Here is a 15109-nt window from a genome sequence, read left to right on the forward strand (position 1 = left end):
GGCCGAGCGAGTCCAGCGACACGGCGCTCGCCTGGGTGCCGCCCGCGTTCCCCGCGGTGTTGCGCCACCTGGAGTCGCTGCGCAGGGCACCGGCGGCGGCGGAGGAGGCGAGGTCGGCGTGAGCACCACCGCCCCTCCGCGGGCCCTCGTCACCGGGCTGCTCGTGACCGAGCTCTCGGAAGGACCCGACGGGACCACCGTCTGGACCCGCCGCCTCGGAGAGCAGGCGCCGCTGCCGTTCTCGCCGGTGCCCGTCCGCCTCGCAGCGCCCGATCCCCGGATCGTGCCGGGAGGCGCCGACCCGTCGATCCGCCGCTACCGCACCACCGCCCGCGCCCTGCTGCCCGCGCTCCTCCACGAGCTGTCGGAGGAGGCGCTCGTCTCCGTCGGCCGCGAGTGGAAGGGCGCGCTGGACGCGCTCCACGGCGCCCGGCCCGCCGGGGAGCCGCTCCCTCCGCGTCCGCTGCAGCGCGCCCGCGGCTGGCTCGCCGGTGGCTGGGCGCCCGCCGCCGAGGAGCTCGGCGTCGGCGGTCTCCTCGAGCTCGCCGACTGGGCGGAGGCGGTCGTCGCCTCGCCGGCCGCGGTCGTGGTCCACGGCCACCCCGGCCTCGCCCACCTCGTCGTCGACGGGACCCGCGTCGCTCTGCTCACGGGCGAGGACGTCGGGCTCGCCGACCCGGTCTGGGACGCCGCCTGGGTGCTCGGGGAGCTCGCAGAGCTGCACGCCTTCCACCCCGCGCTCCGCCCGGCCCTCGACGCGCTCCGCCGGGGACTCTCGCTCGAGGAGGACCACGACGCCGAGCTGCTGCGGGTCGGCACCGCGTTCCGGCTGGCCCAGCACGCCGTCGACTGGCACCGCTCCGGGGGCGCCAGCAGCGATCAGGCGCGGCTGCTGCTGCGCCTGTCCGCCGCACAGCTGGGGGAGCGGGCGGAATGAGCGCCCGCGACGTCCCGACCCTGTCCGCCGCCCTGCCCTCCGGCGCCCGCGCGCTCGTCGTGCACCGGCCGGAGGTCCGCAACGACTCGGTCGCCCTCGCCGTGCCCGCCGGCATGCGCCACGAGCGCGACGGCGAGGAGGGGATGCTGCACCTGATCGAGCACCTCGTCTACCAGGACAGCGAGGGGGTCGCCGGTCTCGTCCGGCAGACCCGCGTCGCCGAGAGCGGCGGCGTCCTCGGCGGTCACACGCACCTCGACTACTCCGAGTTCTTCGAGACGGGTTCTCCCGGGTCGGCCGCCGTGATCGCGGAGCGGCTCGTCGAGCAGGTCTTCCGCCCCGCCTTCCGGCCGGAGCAGATCGCGGAGCAGATCCGCGCGGTCGCCTCTGAGCGGGCCGCGCGCTTCGCCCCCGCTCCGGGCGGCGTGCTGCCGTGGCCGCACCTGACCGCCCGCTACTGGGCCGACGCCCCGAACGCGCACGACGGCAGCGGCGACCTCGACCTCGAGGGCCGCGCGACCGAGCCCGTCCTGCGCGCGCTGCACCGGCGCCACTACCGCCCGGCCGGCTCCGTGCTGGTCGGCGTCACGGCCGACGACCCCGCCCGGCTCCTGGACCGCCTGGTCGCGGCCCTCGCGGAGGCGCCCGATCGCCCGGCAGGACCGGTCGCCGTCCCACCTGGGACGGCCCGCCCCGAGTACCGCGCCGAGCCCGCCGCCCGCCGGCTCGCCGCGACCGCCGCCGCGCCGTCGACCCGCGTCTCCGACGAGCTGCTCGGCGACCTGATCGCCGCCGAGGCGCTCGCTGCGCAGGCCGGACTCGACGCGAGCGCCGGACTCTTCGGCCCGGGCGACACCGTCGCCGACGACCTCTTCGTGCTGGTCGACGACACCGCCGTGCCCGTCGATCCGTGGCACCGCCTCCGCGCCCTCGCGGTGAGCGACGACTCCGCCCTCGAGCACGCCCGGCACCGCGCGGTGCTGCGTGCGGAGCGGCTGGTGCACGACGACGAGCGTCTGGCCCGCACCGTCGCCCGGGATGCCCTGCTGCGCGGTGCGCCCGGCTTCGCGGGCGAGCTCGTCGACTCCCTCGCCGCGCGGCCGCCGCGCCCGCTGCTCGCGGACGCCGCGGCCCGCCTGGCCGAGCAGCCCTTCGCCGCACTGGGCGTTCCCGCCGCCTCCACCCCTCCAGGAAGGAGGAGCCCATGACCGCCGCACCCCCGCTCGCCGTCGTCGACGAGCGCTCCCGCTTCGCCGTCGTCGCCCTCGGCTGGCGCGACCCGGCCGGGGACGACGGGCCCGACCGCGCTGCCCGCCTCCGCTCGGCCGTTCCCCCCGGAGCGGTCTCGCTCGCGTGGACGGCGACGGCCGGGGCGCAGAGCCTCACCGCGGTGCTCCCTCCGGAGGGCGCCGCGGCCTGGACCGCCCTGACGCTCGAGCGCGCCCAGGGAGCCGGGGATCCGGTGCTCGCCGTGGTCGGGCCCGAACGCGCCGTCCGCGAGACGTCCCGGCCCGTCTCCGTGCCCGCCGCGGCTCCGCTGCCGAGCGCTCTGCACCAGTCCCGCGAGCAGGGCTACGAGAGCACGATCGTCACCGGCGCGGACCCGTCCGGCGATGTCGGCCACGCCGCGACGTTCCTGGCGCTGTGCCGCCTCACCGCGGGGGCCGAGCCGCTCGTCCCCGCCGCACTGCGCTCCGCCGGCGGCGATGCGGCCGCCCAGGTCGCGCGGGGCCTGCGCTCGAGCCGCCCCTCCCTCACCTGGCAGGTCGTCTCCCCGGCCGGCCACGGCATCCCGACCCTCGAGACCGTGCTGCGCACCGTCCTCGACGGCCGCGCCGCGCACGGGGAGGGAGCACGCGCCGCGCACGCGTTCGCGCGGGCGAACCTCCTCCGCGCCTGGCGGTCGCCCGAGACGCTCGCGCGCACCCTGGTGGAGTACGAGGTGATGGGCTGGGGCGGCGCCCTGGTGCTCGATCCGGAGTCGGCGCTCGCCGCGGTCGACGAGAGTGCGCTCGAGCGGGCGGTCGCGGGGCTCGTGCGGCCCGTCGCCGACGTGGTCGGCTGGGGCTGAATCCGGCGGGCTCGATCAGCTCCGGCCGGGACGCGTCCCCAGGTCGACGAGCCCGTGCTCGATCGCCGAGACCAGGATCTGCACCCGGTCGCGCACGCCCAGCTTCTCCATCACCTTCACGAACCGCGCCTTCACGGTCGACTCGGTGACGAACAGCTCCTGCGCCATCTCGCGGTTGCTCATCCCGCGGGCGAGCAGGCGGATCACCTCGAGCTCCTTCTCGGTGAGCGCCTCGAGCAGATCGGGGTCCGGCACCGTCTCCGCCGGCACCGACTCCTCGAGCCCCTTCACCACGTGGCGCGTGACCTCGGCGGAGAGCACGGACTCGCCCGCGAGCACCGCGTGCACCGCCGCGATGATCTCCCGCGGCTTCGTGTCCTTGACCAGGTAGCCGGAGGCGCCCGCGCGGAGCAGGTCGACGACGTAGCGGTCCGTGGTGAACGTGCTGAGCCCGAGGATCGCGATGCCCGGGTGCTCGGCGTGGATCCGCTCGGTCGCGGCGACGCCGTTCATGACCGGCATCTGCATGTCCATCAGGATCAGGTCGGGCTGGAGCGTCGCCGCCTGCTGCACCGCGATCCTCCCGTCGGAGGCCTCGCCCACCACCTCGATCGCCGGGTCCTGCGAGAGGTAGTCGCGGAGGATCTCGCGGGTCATCGATTCGTCGTCCACCAGCAGCACGCGGGTCATCGCTCTCGTCCTTCGTCGGTCGCCCCCGCGACGAGCGCACCGGACGCCCGGCCCTCGAGAGGGATGGTCATGGTCGTGGTCCAGCGGCCGCCGCGGGCTCCCGCATCCAGCCGCCCGCCGAAGACGGCGCAGCGGGCCGACATCGCCTCGATCCCGAGGTGCGAGGAGACGATCGGAGCCGCGGAGGCGATCGCGTTGGAGGAGCTCAGCTGCACCTCGCCCCCCGACACCTCGAGCCGGAGCTGCACCTCACCGGCGGTGTCGCCGTGCTTGAGCACGTTCGTGCCCAGCTCCCGGACCGTGCGCCGCAGCACCTGGCGGAGGCTCGCGGGCACCTGCGCCACGGAGCCCGCCACGTCGAGGCGGACCCGGAAGCCCGCGCGCTCGATCGCGTCGGCGACGTTCCGCACGTCGTGGACGAAGCCGACGGCGGTGGTCGTGGCGCCCGAGACCTCCGGGGTCCCGAGCAGGTCGGAGTCGCCGCGGGCGGGAGCGCCTGCCTCGTCCTCGTCCTGGAGGAGCGTCACGAGGCTCCGCAGATCCTGCAGCGCCTGCTGCGCCGCGTCGCCGATGCTCTCGAGGATGCGCTCGGTCTTGGCCGGGTCCTCGACCGAGGTCGCGCGGCGGGCCTGCATGGCGATGATGGTGACCTCGTGCGCGACGATGTCGTGCAGCTCGTGCGCGAGCCGGGTCCGCTCCTCGTTGCGGATCCGCGCCTGCTCCTCCTGGATGCGGTCGGCCCGGCGCTCGCTCCGCTCGCTGCGGCCCCGGAAGGCGTTCAGGCCCAGCCCGGCGGTGCCGCCGAAGAGGACGAACGCGCCCAGGACGTAGACGGCCGTGCCCATGGCGCGGTCGACGAGCAGCACCGCGGGCAGGAGGACGAGGGTGCCGAGCACGAAGACGAGCCCCGCGCGCCAGGGGAGGAGGAAGGTGACGAAGCCGACCACCACGATGGTCGGGAAGATCAGCGCCGCGAGCAGCAGCGGCGGGGCGCCGAGCATCAGGACGACGGCGTAGACGAGGTAGAGCGAGACCGCCGCGGGGATCGCGCCGGCGAGCAGCGCCAGGAGCGGCAGGTAGGGGAGCGCCAGCTCGATCCAGCCGCGGACCGACGTGAGGTCGACGCTGCCGCCCATCAGGTCGATGACGACGAGGAGCGTGAAGGAGCCGAGGAGGAGGGACCGGGTGATCCAGCCGCCGGGCAGCGTCCGAACGTCGTTCGTCCACCGCGTCGTCCCCACCACGGGACCAGGGTACCGAAGCCTTCTCCGAGCCCCGTCGGCCTTCCGTACAAGGGCGGACTGGTCTTTCGTACAGGAGCGGTGCGACGGGGCGTCGCCATGCTGGTGGAGCGGTCGAGCCGATCGCACCCCTCGATCACAGGAGAACGACCATGGCCCCGATCCTCGCCGCCGCCGCACTCGCCCTCGGAGCCGTCCTCGCTCCCGCCGCTGCTCCTGCCGCCGCTCCCGTGCAGGCCGCCTCGTCCGCCGGCGTGCAGACGGTCGCCGCCTCCTACGAGCTGCCGAAGGTGCAGAAGCCGGGCGGCATGGAGTCGATCCAGGACCGCGGCGCCCTCTGCAACCTCTTCGGGATGTGCTGAGCGCAGCTCTCGGACCGGGTCAGCCGTTCAGCGGGTCGTTGCCCCAGTTCATCAAGGAGTAGCGCCACTTCGTCTCGGTGACATCGCCCGAGGGACGCTGCTTCGCGTGCCGGTGCACGTAGCCGACGACCTTCGTCATGTGGGCGTAGTCGTCGTCGCTCAGGTCGGCCTGCTTCGTGCCGAGCAGGTCGACGATGCGGCGCCCGCTCTCGTGGCCGACGGACTCGCCGCCGCCCTCCGGCTTCTGGCCGACCTCCTTCGACTCGTCGGTGCCGAGCCACTCCTCGAGCTCCTTCGCGGTCATGTTCACGGCGTCGTGGAACTCGTCGCGGGTCGTCCGCTTCTCGTCGTCGGTGGGCATCGCGGGGCTCCTCGGGTCGGTCGGTGACCTCCAGCGGAGCGTGTCGGAGGGGGAGAGGTCAAGCCCCGTGCGCGGTTCCAGGGCGCGCGTAGCGTCGGAGGAGTCCGCACCAGCCGACCACCGCCGGCGTCCGCCGTCGGCAGAGAAGAGGCCCACATGCCCTCCCGCAACACCCTCGTCCGCAGTCTCCACGACCTCGGAGCCGCCGCCTGGTTCGGCGGCTCGCTCATGGGCGCCGTCGGCCTGAACGGTGCCGCGTCCACCTCGTCCGACCCGGCGGAGCGCCTCCGCCTCTCCTCGAACGGCTGGGCCCGCTGGACCCCCGTGCAGCTCGCCGCGATCGCCGCCCACGGCGTCGGCGGCATCGGACTCGTCCTCGCCAACAAGACCCGCCTGGCCAACCAGCAGGAGAGCCGCACGAACACGGTCGTCAAGACCGTCGTGACCGGGCTCGCCGGCGCCGCCTCGGTGATCGCCGCGGTCGCCGGAGCGACGCAGGCCAAGCACGCCGACGAGGGCGCCCCCGGGGTGACCGAGGCGTCGGAGCAGAACTCGCAGGAGCTGACCACGGCCCTCCGCGTGCAGAAGGTCACCCAGTGGGCGATCCCCGTGCTGACCGCCGTCATCATCGTCCTCGGCGCCCAGCAGGGCGAGCAGCAGCGCCCCGTGAAGGGCCTCTTCGAGACCACGGCACGGATGTTCCGCAAGTAGTCCCCGCGCTCGCGCGCAGAACGTCGGCCGAGAGTGCCCGCCGTCCCCGAGGGTGGAGGGCGGCTGCTCTCGGCCGACGCTCTGCGTGCGGGGTCCGGCGGCCGTGTCCGCGGCTGCTGTGGGGTCGACGACCGGATCGCGGAGGCGGACGCGCCTGTGCTCGTCTGCTCGGCGACGTCCCGCCGGGAAGGGTGATGCGTCAGCTGATCCCGCCCTGGTCATCGGAGGATCAGGGCGCCGATCTCGCCGATCAGGGCGGCGGGGCCGGAACCGACTCCGGTCCTCCTCGGACGGGGGCGGCGAAGTCGTCGCACGACTGAGGGCCCGACCGCGGCCGGGGAGTGGAGTGGTATCGCCCGTACGCACGGAGGCGATCCGATTGACTCCGCTATCTCTACATAGGTAGCGTCGGCCCTGTGCAGCCACTCCCTCGCCTCACGTCCGCCACCGCGGACGTCCTCCGGACCCTCCTCGATGCCGACGGCCCGACCTGGGGCATGGTCGTGATCAAGGCCACCGGGCGACCGGCGGGCAGCGTCTACCCGATCCTGGAGCGGCTCGAGGGAGCGGGCTGGGTGGTCTCGGAGTGGGAGGCCGCGAGCGAGCGGAGCGGCCCGCGTCGCCGGCTCTACGAGCTGACCGCGGAGGGCGCCCCGGCAGCCCTGGCCGCCGTCGAGCGGATGCGGTCGACCGCGCGGACGGCGCCGCGAGCGGCGGAGGCGACCGCATGAGCGCGCTCCTGCGGCTCCTGTCGCTGCTGCTGCCCCCGCTCGCCCGCGAGCGCTACCTCGAGGAGTGGCGGGCCGACCTGGCCGGGGCCGCCGAGCTGGGACTGCCCCGGCGCGGCGTCGTCCTCGGAGCGCTCGCCCTGCTGGTGAGCGTCGACCGCGACCTGCCCGCGCACACCGGCGAGGCGCGGGGCACGCTCCCGCGCCGCCTCGCCCGCCGCGGACTCGCGCTCTTCGCCGCGGCCGCGCTGATGCTGAGCGGCATCGCGCTGACCGGCGGCGGGATCGTCCCCGAGCCGGGTGCTGCCTCCGACACCGCCCTGGCCGCCGTCGGCGCCGTGCAGACCGCGGTGCTCGTCGCCGCCGTCGCGGTCGCGGTCCTCGGCGCGATCCACCTCCTCGGCGCCGCGGCGTCGGCCCGCACGGTGCTCGCGCGGATCTCCCTGGTCGCGGCCGTCGTCGGCCCGGTGCTCACCGCGGCCGGCCTCCTCCTCCCCGGACCCCTCGCCCTCGTCGGCCTGCCCGTCTCCCTCGCCGGACTCGTCTGCGGGGCGATCGTCCTCGGCGGCTCGCGGACCATCGCCCTCGCACCGCGGACGGCGACCCGCGCTCAGCGCCTCCCCGTCGCCCTCGCGGGCCTCGCGCTCGTGGCGGGCGTCACGGTGGTGGGCGCGGTGGATCTGCTGGTCTGGAATCCGCAGGCGAAGGTCCCGGGCGTGGCCCTGGCTGAGATCTACGCGACCATGTCCGAGCGCGACGGCTTCGAGTTCGGCTCCCACGCGATCTGGGTCACCGGCTGGGCCGCGTTCTGGACGGCCGCCGCGATCGTCGTGACGGTCGGCGCCCTCGTCGGCCGGAGGTCGCCGCTCACTCCGCGGCGGATCGCGGTGCTCATGCTCGCCCTGGTCGCCGGCGCCGTCGCCTTCCGCTTCTTCGCCGGGTTCGGCTTCGGGATGTCGGTCGCCGACACCTTCGTGACCTCCGGCGGCGACGGCTCCCTGGTCTCGGCGATCCTGCCGCCGCTCGGACAGCTCGCGCTCGCCGGCGCCGCGATCGCGGTGGGCTGGGCGCCCCGGGTCGCCCGGCCGACGGCGGCCTCCGCGGCCTGACAGTGCTCGTGCCGGCGGAGACTTGCGCCCGGGCGGCTCGGGATGCACGAGAACGGGGCTGCCTGCCGACGTACTTCCCTTCGTGGTGAACACGGACGGCCCGTTCCGGCGCGGCTGAGCGCCCGCCGACCTACTCCAGCCGGCGCAGGAAGCGGGCCGGCTGGTCGAGGAAGCCGCGCCAGGTCCGCACCAGGTCGAGGTCGTCGTAGCGGCAGGGGCGCAGGCCCGTCTCGTCGAGCTCGTAGAGGTCGGCTCCGGGGAGGGCCGCGAGGATCGGCGAGTGCGTGGAGAGGACGACCTGCGAGCCGCCGGCGACCAGGTCGCGCAGCTGCCCGATCAGGGCGAGGCAGCCCGACACCGAGAGGGCCGACTCCGGCTCGTCGAGGAGCCACAGCCCGCTGATCCGGGAGCGGTTCGCCACGATGTCGAGGAACGACTCGCCGTGGCTCCGCTCGTGGTACCCGCCGTCGATCCCCACCTCCTCCAGGTAGCTGAAGAAGCCGTGCATCGTCTCGGCGCGGAGTAAGAAGCCGCGCTTGGACGCCCCGGCCCCGCGGACCAGCTGGAGGTGCTCGGCCAGGTCCGACTCCGAGGCGCGGGAGGAGTGCATCGCACCCGTGGATCCGCCCTCCGCGTTCAACCCGTAGGCGAGGGCGACCGCCTCGAGCAGCGTCGACTTGCCCGAGCCGTTCTCGCCGGTGATCACCGTCACCTGGCCGAGGTCCCAGCCCTCGGCCAGCACCTGCCGCACCGGCGCGAGCGTCGCGGGCCACCGCGCGAGGTCGGCGGGGTGCTCGGGTCGGGCCTGCACGCGGCGCACCGGGAGGGTCGAGAACACCCGGTCAGTCAAGCAGGTCGACGCTCCAGCCGGCCTCGGCCAGCGCGCGGGCCGTGTCGGCGCGGGGCGAGTAGGGGAGGTCGTCGGCGCCGACCACGCGGTAGTCGGTGTCGCCGGGGCCGACCCAGAGGACGGAGTCGGACGGGCCGGCCCGGTGCAGCGCGGCGCGGACGGCGTCGGCCGGCTCCGCGATCTCGAGCACCTCGCAGCGCTCGACGCGGCGGGCGCCGTCGACCAGGGCGCGGCGGATCCGCGCGGGGTCCTCGAAGCGCGGGTGGTGGTCGATGACGATCACCAGGTCGGCGCGCTCGGCAGCGGCCCGGCCCATGGGCGCGCGCTTGCTCGGGTCGCGGTCGCCGTCGGCGCCGAGGAGGACGAGCACACGGCCGGGCGTCACCTCGCGGAGGGCGTCGACGGTGCGCGCGACCGAGTCGGGCGTGTGCGAGAAGTCGAGGAACACCCGCGGCCCGTCGGCGCCGGACACGAGCAGCGTCCGCCCGGGCCCGGTGACGTCGATCCCGGAGACGACCGCATCGGCCACCCGGTCGCGCGCGTGGCCCGCCTGGATCAGCATCACCAGCGCGAGGGCCGCGTTCGAGGCCATGTGGCGTCCGAGGAGCGGGACGGAGGTGATCGTCGACCAGCCGTCGCGGGCGGTGAGTCGGAAGCGGGTGCGGTCGACCGCGGTCTCGAGCACGTCGATCCGCCAGTCGGCTCCGTCCCCGGCCGAGAGCGTGACGACCGGGACGGAGGCCTCGCGGGCGACCCGGCACCCCGCCTCGGTGTCGACGACCACGACGCCGCGGCGGCTCCGCTCGGGCGTGAACAGGCGCTGCTTGGTGCGGAGGTACTCGTCCAGGTCGCCGAAGTCGTCGAGGTGGTCGTGGCTGAGGTTGGTGAACCCGGCGACGTCGAGCACAATCCCCTCCATCCGGGAGCGCACGAGCGCCTGAGCGCTGACCTCGATCGCCGCCGCCTCGACGCCGTCCTCCGCCATCCGGGCGAGGAGCGCGTGCAGCTCGGAGGCCTCGGGCGTGGTGAGGCGGCTGGCGACCACGTGGTCGGCGCTGCGGCGCTCGGCGGTGGAGCTCAGCCCCGAGACGACGCCCAGCTGCCGGAGCATCGCGTCGAGGAGGTGCACGGTGCTGGTCTTGCCGTTGGTGCCGGTCACGCCGAGGAGCACCGGTCCGCTCCTCGTGCCGTACACCTGCGCGGCGACCGGGCCGAGCGCGGTGCGGGGGTCGTCGCTGAGGAGGACGGGCAGTCCGGAGGCGCGCGCCTCGTCGAGCCCGCCCGCGTCGGTGAGCGCGGCGACCGCTCCTGCCGCCGCCGCGTCGGCCGCGAACCGGGCCCCGTGGCTCCTCCTCCCGGGGAGCGCGGCGACGAGGGCGCCGGGGCCCGCCTCGGTGTGCGCGACGGTCACCGCGGTGATGCGGACGTCGGAGCCGTCGCCGTGGAGGCGGAGCCGATCGCTCGCGAGGTCGGTGAGTGCGACGCCGGCGGCGTGGTGCGGTTCGAGGAGCCGGAACACCGGCATGCGGGCCTCCTGCGGGGCGGGCGGGGCGGCGTCGCGGAGGGCCCGCGGGCGCCGCCGGGCGACCGGAGGGGAGGACCGAGAGGCCCAGGCCTCAGCCTGCGCGCCGCTCCCCCCGATCGGGGAGGCCCTTGCCACCGCCCGCGCGGGCCGCCAACCGCCTCCGCCTACTGCCGCGAGAACGCCTCCTGGTACAGCGCCGCGAGCTCGGGGGAGCTCTCGCCGCTGAGGCCGCAGGTCAGGATCGTGTCGCCGTCGGCCGCGACCAGGTAGTCGACCCCGGTCTCGAACACGATCGGGGCACCGTCCACCGCCGTCTCCCTGCCCTGGGTCACCGTGACGCCGTCGCCGACCTCGCCCGCGTAGCGCTCGAGCACGTGCAGGGTGACGGTGCTCCCGTCGATCGAGCGGACCTCGGCCCGGAACGCGAGCTGAGCGGGGGCCAGCGCGGCGGCCGTCACCGGCGAGCACGCGGCCATCGGCCCGCCCGTGCTCGGCAGGATCAGCGTCGAGGTGCTGCCCCCGCCCACGCCGAGCGCGAAGGGCAGCAGGAGGGAGGCGGCGGCCCCGGCGCTCAGCGCGCCGACTCCCACGATCAGCCAGGGGGAGCGGCGGCGGGAGTGCACCGTCCGCGTGCCCTCACCCGTCGCGGCGGCGATCTGCTCGGCGAGCTCGTCGCGGTCGAGCGCGGGGAGGCTCCGCGCGGGGTCGACCGTGCGGAGGAGGCGGCGGACGTCCTCGTCGTCGGTTCCGGTCATCGGAGTCCCCCTTCGGGCGCGTGCGGGTCGGTGGAGTCGTAGAGCTCGGCGAAGCGGCGCCGCGCGCGATGGAGGCGGATCGAGACGGCGTTCGCCGTGACTCCGAGGACCGCGGCGATCCCGCGGACGTCGAGCTCCTCCCACGCCCAGAGGCGCAGCAGCTCGGCGTCCTGCTCGCGCATCCGGGCGAGCACGAGGCGCACGGTCTCCGCCGCGCCCGACGCCTCGCCCTCGTCGATCTGCACCTGCGGCGGATCGACGACCGCGATCCGCTGGGCGAGCATGACCTGGCGGCGCTGCATCCGCCGGGCGTTCTGCAGCTGGAGCCGGGCGACGCCGATCGCCCACGGCACCGGGTCGTCCTCGGGGACGTCGGCGCTGCGGCGCCAGAGCACCGAGAGCGTCGCGGCGAGCACGTCGTCGGCGGTGGCGGAGTCGGTGCGCCGCCAGAGGTAGCGGCGGACGGGATCGGCGACCGCGGCGGCGACCGCGGCGAACCGGTCGGGACCCGCGAGGGGAGCTGGCATGTGCCTCATGCTCCCTCCTGTCCGGGATCGGCGCACATCTTTCACCGGCGCGCCGAGCGGGACTCCGCGCTCTCCCAGCACCGAGGGAGCGCGGGTCGGCGCTCAACGCCGCGAGGCGCCCACGAACTCCAGCCAGCCGGCCACGAACGGCTCGATGTCGTCCACCTCGTTCAACGCGAGAGCGTCCAGATCGACTCCGCGGCACTCGAGCGTGAGGACGTGCCCCCGCACCCAGGCGGCCGCGCGCACGGCCCCGGCTCCCTCCCACACCTCGAAGGGCTCCGGAGCCCCGTCGACGGGGATCTCCGCGATCCGCGTAGGAGCGGGCAGCGCCTCCGGCTGCACGAACGAGACGGGCGCCTCCTCCCGGCAGCAGAGCAGCGCGACGTCGTGCCGCGGATCGCCGAGGGTCGTGCGGATCTCGACGGAGGGCCCCGGCCCGCCCGGGACCGCGTCGTCGGCGAGGAACGAGAGCCCCCGCGGGCCGCCCGTCAGCGTCCACTCCGCCAGCAGCCGCGGACCGCTCCAGCCCGAGACCGCCCAGAGCGGGAGGTCGCCGAACGACCCGCGGATCCGCGCGACCCGCTCGGCGAGGTGCGCGGAGAACTCCTCCTCGCCGAGACGCCGCGCTCCGTCCATGGCCCGATCGTAGGTCGGGTGCCGCGGCACGGCCAGACCCCTCGCTACTGTGAACGTCGACCCCCGCCTCCCTTCCCCGCCGAGGAGCCCCATGCCCATCTGGACCCTGCACGGAGACGGCCGCACCGTCGAGCCCGGCGCCGTCGTCGCCCCCGGCGAGCGGCTCGCCTGGCCGGCCACGATCGCCATCGGAATCCAGCACGTCGTCGCCATGTTCGGAGCGACGTTCCTCGTGCCCGTGCTCACCGGGTTCCCGGTCGCCACGACCCTGCTCTTCTCCGGAGTCGGGACGCTGCTGTTCCTCCTGATCACGCGCAACCGGCTCCCCAGCTACCTCGGCTCGAGCTTCGCGTTCATCGCGCCCGTCACGGCCGCGACCGCCGTCGGAGGGACGGGGTCGGCGCTCGCCGGAGTCGTCGCCGTGGGCCTCCTCTTGGCCGCCGTCGGCGTCCTCGTGCAGGTCGTCGGCCTCGGCTGGATCGACAGGCTGATGCCGCCGGTCGTCGCCGGCGCGATCGTCGCCCTGATCGGGTTCAACCTGGCTCCGACCGCGTACCTCAGCTTCAAGCAGGCGCCGATCACCGGGACGATCACGCTCGCCGCGATCATCCTGTCGAGCGTGTTCCTCCGCGGCTTCCTCGGCCGCGTCTCGATCTTCCTCGGCGTGGTCATCGGCTACGTCGTCGCCCTGCTCCGGAACGAGATCGACTACTCCGCGGTCGGTGCGGCCGACTGGTTCGGGCTGCCGCCGTTCACCTTCCCCGACTTCGCCTCCGGATCCACGTGGTCGGGCATCGCGATGTTCCTGCCGGTCGTGCTCGTCCTCATCGCCGAGAACGTCGGACACGTCCGCGGCGTCGCGACGATGACCGACGCCTCCGCCAACGCCAGCACCGGCCGGGCTCTGATCGCGGACGGCGTGGCGACCACCCTCTCCGGCGCCTTCGGCGGCTCCGGCACCACGACCTACGGTGAGAACATCGGAGTGATGGCGGCCACCCGCGTGTACTCGACGGCCGCCTACTGGGTCGCCGGCGTCACCGCGATCCTGCTCAGCCTCTCGCCCAAGGTCGGCGCCGTCTTCAACTCGATCCCGGCCGGAGTCCTGGGCGGCGCCACCACCGCGCTCTACGGCCTGATCGGCGTGATCGGCATCAAGATCTGGATCGACAACCGCGTCGACTTCTCGCGCCCGGTCAACCAGTACACCGCCGCGGTCTCCCTCGTGATCGCGATCGCCGGCTTCTCGTTCTCCTCCGGCGGCTTCGAGCTCGGCGGCATCGTCCTCGGCGCCGGCGCCGCCCTCGTGATCTACCACCTGGGCAACGCCATCGCCCGCTGGCGCCGCACCGGCGCCGACGACGGCGGCCCCCTCCCCGCCATCGGCCAGCTCGGCGGCGACCCGCAGGACCGCTGACCGCGGCCAGCTCCGAGACACCGCTCCAGCGCCGAGGCACCGGCCACGACGCGGTGTCTCGGTGCTGAGGGCGGTGTCCGGGTGCGGCGAGTCGCTTCGACGGGCCGGCGTCCCTCGATCGCCCGGGTCGTAGGGTTCGAGGGTGCTCGAACCCCTCGTCCCCGTGCTCTCCTTCACCCGCTACGACATGAGCGCCGCAGGATCGGCGGCATCGCTGTTCCTCGACCGCACCACTCTCTGCGGGATCTACGTCCTGGAGTTCGAGAACGGCCAGCGGTACGTCGGTCAGACCACGAACATCGTGAGCCGGTACGCGACGCACAGACGCCACCACGGCGACGTCGTCGCCTTCCGCTTCGCTCCGTGTCGACGTGACGACCTCGACCGCGCGGAAGTGGCCGAGATCCGGAGGCAGGAGGCCGAGCACAGCCTGCGCAACCTCGCGCTCACCGGCTGGCCGGGAGGCGTCGACGACCTCGGTGTCACCCCGGAGGAGGGGCGGAGCGTCCTTCTGCCCTGGAACAGGGCCGACCGTCCGCGTGTGGGCGAGGAGGGCGAGGCGACGATGCCGGGCCGGTTCTGGGAGCTGGTCCGCCGCGAGGACTACCTCGACCTCTCCGCCGCCCTGGGCAGGTACATCGGCGAAACGGTCCCCGATCCGTTCGGAACACAGCAGATCCTGTGGACGGTGTCCGCTCTGCCGTCCACGAGGCGGACGAAGAAGCGGCGCCGCCTCCTCACTCTGAGCTGCGGAGTGCTGGAGACGGTCTTCGTTCAGGAGGACCTGGAGACCGGGGAGATCGTCATCGCTGTCAATGTCGATGCACCGACGTTCGCGGAGCGGCTGGGTCAGCAGGGAGTCAGTGAGCTCCCGCCCGCTTTCGGCATCGAGTACTCGACCAGCTACAAGAGCGCGGAGGTCAGCTCCTGGGAGTTCGAGTCGTGGGAGCAGTTCTGGGAGGCGCTCGACTTCGAGCCGTTCGTCGAGGCCGCATACAAGCTCAATACGACGCTGATGCGGCGAGGCGGCAGCCCCCTCCGCCGTCATCACAACCCGTTCTTCGCCAGCGACCTGCTGTCCTCCGCGGTCAGGTTCGATGCCGAGGGCGATCGACCGATGGAGGAGCCGGCCGGCTGAGCGGCGCTGCCGCTCCCGAGACGCCGCCGTGCCGTCCGGAAGCCGCCC

Annotated in this window: 17 protein-coding genes; 9 read left to right on the top strand and 8 right to left on the bottom strand. The window is 74.6% G+C overall.

The features are described from left to right. The first annotated feature begins 118 nt into the window (after positions 1–118). Genes C5C27_RS04460 through C5C27_RS04470 form a run of 3 tightly spaced genes read left to right on the top strand, consistent with a single transcriptional unit; the run spans position 119 to position 3008 of the window. Positions 119–937, top strand: coding sequence for a hypothetical protein (locus C5C27_RS04460; RefSeq protein WP_104313729.1), 819 nt, complete (start codon positions 119–121; stop codon positions 935–937). Continuing rightward, entirely contained in the window at positions 934–2145 is a 1212-nt protein-coding gene (locus C5C27_RS04465) for a pitrilysin family protein (RefSeq protein ID WP_104313730.1), read from the top strand. The genes C5C27_RS04460 and C5C27_RS04465 overlap by 4 nt, the downstream gene beginning before the upstream one ends. After that, complete coding sequence (locus C5C27_RS04470; protein ID WP_104313731.1) at positions 2142–3008, top strand: hypothetical protein; 867 nt, start codon at positions 2142–2144, stop codon at positions 3006–3008. The genes C5C27_RS04465 and C5C27_RS04470 overlap by 4 nt, the downstream gene beginning before the upstream one ends. Before the next feature lie 15 nt (positions 3009–3023). On the opposite strand, the gene C5C27_RS04475 is transcribed toward C5C27_RS04470, so the two are convergent. Then, positions 3024–3698, bottom strand: coding sequence for a response regulator transcription factor (locus C5C27_RS04475; RefSeq protein ID WP_104225096.1), 675 nt, complete (start codon positions 3696–3698; stop codon positions 3024–3026). After that, positions 3695–4942, bottom strand: coding sequence for a sensor histidine kinase (locus C5C27_RS04480; RefSeq protein ID WP_258059356.1), 1248 nt, complete (start codon positions 4940–4942; stop codon positions 3695–3697). The genes C5C27_RS04475 and C5C27_RS04480 overlap by 4 nt, the downstream gene beginning before the upstream one ends. A 149-nt stretch (positions 4943–5091) precedes the next feature. On the opposite strand from C5C27_RS04480, the gene C5C27_RS04485 reads away from it, so the two are divergent. Next, on the top strand, positions 5092–5301 hold the full coding sequence (locus tag C5C27_RS04485; protein WP_104225965.1) for a hypothetical protein: 210 nt from the start codon (positions 5092–5094) through the stop codon (positions 5299–5301). Between the two features lie 19 nt (positions 5302–5320). Here C5C27_RS04485 and C5C27_RS04490 read toward each other — a convergent pair whose 3' ends face one another. After that, positions 5321–5662: a DUF3140 domain-containing protein gene (locus tag C5C27_RS04490; protein WP_104313732.1), complete on the bottom strand. Its 342-nt coding sequence runs from the start codon at positions 5660–5662 to the stop codon at positions 5321–5323. A 156-nt stretch (positions 5663–5818) separates the two neighbouring features. Here C5C27_RS04490 and C5C27_RS04495 point away from each other — a divergent pair, with 156 nt between their 5' ends. The 3 genes from C5C27_RS04495 (at position 5819) to C5C27_RS17910 (ending at position 8210) form a co-directional block, all read left to right on the top strand. Beyond that, a complete protein-coding gene (locus tag C5C27_RS04495; protein ID WP_104225093.1) occupies positions 5819–6373 on the top strand; it encodes a hypothetical protein in 555 nt (184 codons plus the stop codon). Between the two features lie 416 nt (positions 6374–6789). Further along, positions 6790–7104 carry a PadR family transcriptional regulator gene (locus C5C27_RS04500; protein ID WP_104237814.1) on the top strand — a complete coding sequence of 105 codons (315 nt, stop codon included), beginning with the start codon at positions 6790–6792 and terminating at the stop codon, positions 7102–7104. Continuing rightward, on the top strand, positions 7101–8210 hold the full coding sequence (locus C5C27_RS17910) for a hypothetical protein (RefSeq protein ID WP_181133446.1): 1110 nt from the start codon (positions 7101–7103) through the stop codon (positions 8208–8210). Before C5C27_RS04500 ends, C5C27_RS17910 begins: the two co-directional genes overlap by 4 nt. 130 nt (positions 8211–8340) lie before the next feature. Here the strand turns inward: C5C27_RS17910 and C5C27_RS04510 are convergent, their stop codons facing one another. The 5 genes from C5C27_RS04510 to C5C27_RS04530 all read right to left on the bottom strand — a co-directional run bounded on the left by C5C27_RS04510 (position 8341) and on the right by C5C27_RS04530 (position 12506). Then, a complete protein-coding gene (locus C5C27_RS04510) occupies positions 8341–9048 on the bottom strand; it encodes an AAA family ATPase (RefSeq protein ID WP_258066495.1) in 708 nt (235 codons plus the stop codon). A 4-nt stretch (positions 9049–9052) separates the two neighbouring features. Next, positions 9053–10585, bottom strand: a complete 1533-nt coding sequence (locus C5C27_RS04515; RefSeq protein ID WP_104313733.1) for a Mur ligase family protein — start codon at positions 10583–10585, stop codon at positions 9053–9055. Between the two features lie 164 nt (positions 10586–10749). After that, positions 10750–11340, bottom strand: a complete 591-nt coding sequence (locus C5C27_RS04520) for a hypothetical protein (protein ID WP_104237812.1) — start codon at positions 11338–11340, stop codon at positions 10750–10752. After that, a complete protein-coding gene (locus C5C27_RS04525) occupies positions 11337–11867 on the bottom strand; it encodes an RNA polymerase sigma factor (RefSeq protein ID WP_104313734.1) in 531 nt (176 codons plus the stop codon). Before C5C27_RS04525 ends, C5C27_RS04520 begins: the two co-directional genes overlap by 4 nt. A gap of 102 nt (positions 11868–11969) precedes the next feature. Continuing rightward, entirely contained in the window at positions 11970–12506 is a 537-nt protein-coding gene (locus C5C27_RS04530) for a hypothetical protein (protein WP_104237811.1), read from the bottom strand. Between the two features lie 91 nt (positions 12507–12597). On the opposite strand from C5C27_RS04530, the gene C5C27_RS04535 reads away from it, so the two are divergent. Continuing rightward, positions 12598–13923 (top strand): uracil-xanthine permease family protein, encoded by a 1326-nt coding sequence (locus C5C27_RS04535; protein ID WP_104225956.1) that lies wholly within the window; start codon positions 12598–12600, stop codon positions 13921–13923. A 142-nt stretch (positions 13924–14065) separates the two neighbouring features. Then, positions 14066–15061, top strand: a complete 996-nt coding sequence (locus C5C27_RS04540; RefSeq protein WP_104313735.1) for a GIY-YIG nuclease family protein — start codon at positions 14066–14068, stop codon at positions 15059–15061. The last annotated feature ends 48 nt before the right edge of the window (positions 15062–15109 follow it).

The sequence above is a fragment of the Rathayibacter sp. AY2B7 genome (assembly GCF_002931635.1).
Lineage (GTDB): Bacteria > Actinomycetota > Actinomycetes > Actinomycetales > Microbacteriaceae > Rathayibacter.